Below are 4,604 nucleotides of genomic sequence, written 5' to 3'. Positions count from 1 at the left end.
AGCCGCTGGAGCCCAAAAGCAATTATGCGGTGACGGGGCTCTACTTCTATGACAACAGCGTGGTCGAAATTGCCAAGAGCCTGAAGCCGTCACCTCGTGGTGAGCTGGAGATCACCGACGTCAACCGCATCTACCTTGAGCAGGGCAACCTGTCGGTAGCCATGATGGGCCGTGGCTATGCCTGGCTGGATACCGGCACCCATGAAAGCCTGATTGAGGCGAGCAACTTTATTCAAACCATCGAGACCCGCCAAGGGTTGAAAGTGGCCTGTCCGGAAGAGATCGCTTATCGCCAGAAGTTTATCAATGCCGACCAGGTCCGTGAACTTGCCGCGCCGCTGGCAAAGAATGCGTATGGACAATATTTGTTAAGAATGGTTGCCAAAGCCTGATGTGATATGGGGGGAGGAAATATGCTCCCCCCATAAAGATTGAATTAAATGTGGATAGACAGATGAATGTAATCAAGACAGCAATCCCTGACGTGCTTATTTTTGAGCCAAAGGTATTTGGTGATGAGCGTGGCTTTTTCTTTGAGAGTTTCAACCACAAGTTGTTTGAAGAGGCGGTAGGATATCCGGTGATTTTTGTGCAGGATAATCACTCCAAATCTTCGCAAGGGGTGCTGCGCGGCTTGCACTATCAGTTGCCGCCCCATGCCCAGGGCAAGCTGGTACGTTGTGTAGCAGGTGAAGTGTTTGATGTGGCGGTAGATATCCGAAAAAGCTCACCGACCTTCGGGCAATGGGTTGGAGTGCATCTGTCAGGTGAGAACAAACGGCAGTTGTGGATCCCGGAAGGATTTGCCCATGGATTTGTAACCTTGAGTGAAACAGCAGAGTTCTTATACAAAACGACCAATTATTATGCCCCCAGCAGTGACCGCGGTATTAAGTGGAATGATGAAACCATTGCCATCGAATGGCCTGAGCTTGACTGTGATATCATGACGTCCGCGAAAGACAGTACAGCCAAGTCATTACTCGAAGCAGATCACTTCATCTGACCCACACTCCCCGTACTGATACGGGGAGTTTTCTAGCGCAGAGCAAAAATGACATTATATACAGGTTCAAAAGGCATCCTGGCCAGAAAAGCGAATATTGAACCTATGCTTGGCAGCCAATTACATCCATTCAAAGCGAACATGGTGTTTGCGAAAGATGACGTGCTGGTGGGCTGGGGCCAGAAGGCCAATACCCGTCAGATTAAACAAAAGGCGCAAGAGCTGGGTCTGCCCTATTGGCAGCTGGAAGATGGTTTTATCGGTTATATCGGCCATCCCGCCCGGGGAGGCAAGGCGGTGTCGCTTATCGCCGACCCTGTCGGCATCTATTACGATGCGCGCCAGCCCAGCCAGCTTGAACAGTTGATTGCCACTCCTGTGGATGACGCCCTGCTGGATCGGGCCGAACGCCTCATCCGTGAGCTAGTGCGCCTCGGAGTGACCAAGTACAACTGCTATGCCACGCCCCCAGTCCATCAATCTGTCCATGCTTCAGACCGGCCATCGGCTCGCGGCGCGGATACCAGTGGCTTGTCAGCAACCCTGGCCCAGCGTCTGCTGCAAGACGCCAGATCCAGGGTGTTGCTGGTGGATCAGGTGGCCGGTGATCTCTCCATTCCGGGGGCGCTAGCCAGTGAGGCGGACTTTGTGACCATGGTGGAGACGGCGCGTCGCAACCACCCCAATGCTCGCCTGTTACTGCGCACCCATCCCGACACCCGTTTTGGCAAGAAGAGCGGCGTACTGGCTCGGCTGCAGTTGGACGATGTGGAGGTGGTCGCCGATCATTGCCATCCCCATGCGTTGCTTAACCTGGTGGACGCCGTCTATACCGTCTCATCCCAGCTGGGCTTTGAAGCCTTGCTGCTCGGCAAGCCGGTCCATTGCTTCGGCATGCCGTTTTACGCCGGTTGGGGATTGACCAGTGACAGCAAGCAATGCGAGCGACGCAGCATCCCTGTGCCACTGGCCCAGCTGGTCGCGGCGGCCCTGATCCTCTATCCACGTTATCTGGATCCCGTGCTGGGCCAGCGTTGCGAGGTGGAAGAAGTGCTGGCCATCATCGCCCGCCAGCAGAAGCCGGCTCCGCGCTGGCGCCGACTCTATCTGGTGGGTTTCTCCCTGTGGAAGCGCGCCTTTATGCAGGCATTCTGCCACCACCTGGCCGATGAGTTGCACTTCGTGAGCACGCCGCCCAAGCGGCTGACTGGTGACGAGCAGGTCCTGGTCTGGGGGAGCCGCTATCCCGACCTCACCTCGGCTATCCGGGTGGAAGATGGTTTTATCCGCTCCCGCGGGCTCGGTTCCAACCTGTGTCGCCCCTCTTCCCTGTCGCTTGACCCTGTGGGTATCTATTTCGACAGCCGCACAGCCAGCGGGCTCGAACAGCTGCTCAACTATCGGCAACTGACCGAGCAGGACGTTAACCGGGGGGAGGCGCTGATCGAACTGCTCCAGCAGCACAGGGTGAGTAAATACAATGTCGGCGAGCCACAGCACTACAGTCCCCCCACAGACGGTCGCCCGCTGGTGTTGGTGGTCGGCCAGGTGGATGGCGATGCCTCCATCCTGACCGGCAGCCCTATCATTCGCAGCAATGAGCAACTGCTCTGGGCCGTGCGCGCCGCCAAGCCTGAGGCACATATTTTATTCAAGCCACACCCGGATGTGGTCGCTGGTAACAGGGCTGGCGCCATTTCGGCTGAGTGTCTGGCGGAATGTGTCGACAGCCAGGTGCTGGATATCGGCCTCACCAGTCTCTATCCCCATGTGGATGAGCTGCATACCATGACGTCCCTCAGCGGCTTCGAGGCGCTGGTGCAGGGGGTCAAGGTCACGACCTGGGGCCAGCCCTTCTACAGCGGCTGGGGGCTGACCACCGACGCCCATCCCCCTGCTCGCCGCCAACGCAGTCTGCCCCTGGCTGCGCTGGTCTACCTGACGCTGGTCGCCTATCCACTCTATATCGATTGGCAGACCGGCCTCTGGATTAGCCCGGAACAGCTGATCCGTCAGCTGGCGGCGCAAGGGCTGTCGTCGCCCCAAAAATCGAGCCGGTGGCAGCGCTGGCAGATCAAGCTGAGCTATCTGACACAGACGCTGTTGCAACGCCCCTCCCTCCCCCCGTTCATGAGATAAGCCGTACATGAAGATTTTGTTGTTGCAAGGACCGCTGGGCCCCTTCTTTCAGACCCTGAGCCAGACCCTGAGCGATGCGGGCCACGAGGTCTACAAGATCCACTTCAATGGGGGGGATGAGTGCTGGCGCTGTGTGGGCCATCACGAACGCTTTACCGGCAAGCCGGACACCTGGAACACCTTCTTTCGCCGCTTTATCAAACACCATGGCATCGACAGCCTGATCTGCTACGGCGATTGCCGCTACTACCACCAGCAGGCCATCCGCATCTGCAAGCAGAAAAAGATAGCTGTCTGGGCAATGGAAGAGGGCTACCTGCGCCCCGACTATGTGACCCTGGAACAAGGAGGCGTCAATGCCTTCAGCCCGCTCTATGCCCAACGAGACAAGTTGGCCGACATGCGTTGGCCAGCGCCTTACGAGACGCCACTGAAAGTGGGCAAGACCTTTGCCCGCCGGGCCTGGTATGCCAGTCGCTATCACATCAACAAGAGCCTGCTGCGCTGGCGCTACCCCCATTTTGTCAACCACAGGCCCTGGAGTCTCTATCAGGAGGCCAGAGGCTGGGTGGCTGGCGGCGTGATGAAGTGGTGGCACAAGTGGACCGATCGCAGCCTGCTCAAGGCGCTGCCCCAACACAAGGGCCACATTTTCTTCGTACCACTGCAGGTTACCGAAGACTTCCAGATCCGGGAGCACTCGGATTTGAGCGGAGTGGAAGGGATGGTGGCCCAGGTGATGAGCTCCTTTGCCGAGCGCGCCCGCAGCGAGGATGTCTTGCTGTTCAAGCACCATCCCATGGACCGGGGGTTTGTCAGCTATCAGTCCCAGATAAACCGCCTGGTGGCGCTGCTCGGGCTGGAAGGACGGGTGTTCTATGGCTATGAATTGCCGCTGCCCACCCTCTATCCGCTGCTCAAGGGGGTCATCACCATCAACAGCACTGTCGGTCTCTCCGCACTGCTGCACGATGTGCCGACCTTCTGCATGGGGCGCGCCCTGTATGATATTCCGGGTCTCACCACCCGTGGTACCCTTGAGGCGTTCTGGCACAAGCAGAATCCGATTTGCCACAAGACCTTCGAGCTGATGCGTCAATCATTGCTCCATCTGACCCAGCTCAATGCCAGCTTCTACAGTCATCTGGATGTCAGCGCCATGGCGGTGGTGCAGAAGATCCATCAGCACAGCGAGCAGACCCTGCCCGCCAGACAGGGCAAGCGCTCGCGGGCCTCTTCCCACCTCATCGGGATACTCGGCGTGCTAAGTGCCGTCGGCTTGATGGCCGAAGAGATATTGACACCGATGGTCATGCTGTAAGCCATTTCTACTGTCTAGTCCTGAAATAGGTTTACACATTTTCGTCTAGCTTCACGTGACTCAGAACCCCCCGATGTACCGCATCGGGGGTTCTGTATTTCAACGCATGATGCGGTCGCTCCAGGTTGTAAATATCCA

At 57.5% G+C, this 4,604-nt stretch carries 4 protein-coding genes; all 4 read left to right on the top strand.

From position 1 onward, the window contains the following. The coding region (locus MM194_RS21705; RefSeq protein ID WP_277605185.1) for a sugar phosphate nucleotidyltransferase at positions 1 to 392 on the top strand (392 nt) is incomplete at its 5' end. 62 nt (positions 393 to 454) lie between these two features. Further along, positions 455 to 1,006 (top strand): dTDP-4-dehydrorhamnose 3,5-epimerase, encoded by a 552-nt coding sequence (gene rfbC, locus MM194_RS21700; RefSeq protein WP_241344952.1) that lies wholly within the window; start codon positions 455 to 457, stop codon positions 1,004 to 1,006. A 105-nt stretch (positions 1,007 to 1,111) separates the two neighbouring features. Continuing rightward, on the top strand, positions 1,112 to 3,145 hold the full coding sequence (locus tag MM194_RS21695) for a capsular polysaccharide biosynthesis protein (protein ID WP_241344951.1): 2,034 nt from the start codon (positions 1,112 to 1,114) through the stop codon (positions 3,143 to 3,145). A 7-nt stretch (positions 3,146 to 3,152) separates the two neighbouring features. Next, on the top strand, positions 3,153 to 4,466 hold the full coding sequence (locus MM194_RS21690) for a capsular biosynthesis protein (protein ID WP_241344950.1): 1,314 nt from the start codon (positions 3,153 to 3,155) through the stop codon (positions 4,464 to 4,466). The last annotated feature ends 138 nt before the right edge of the window (positions 4,467 to 4,604 follow it).

Source organism: Aeromonas sp. MR16, assembly GCF_022549315.1.
GTDB lineage: Bacteria > Pseudomonadota > Gammaproteobacteria > Enterobacterales > Aeromonadaceae > Aeromonas > Aeromonas aquatica.
The sequence above is the reverse complement of the archived record's forward strand: the minus strand, read 5'-3'. Positions and strand labels throughout refer to the sequence as shown.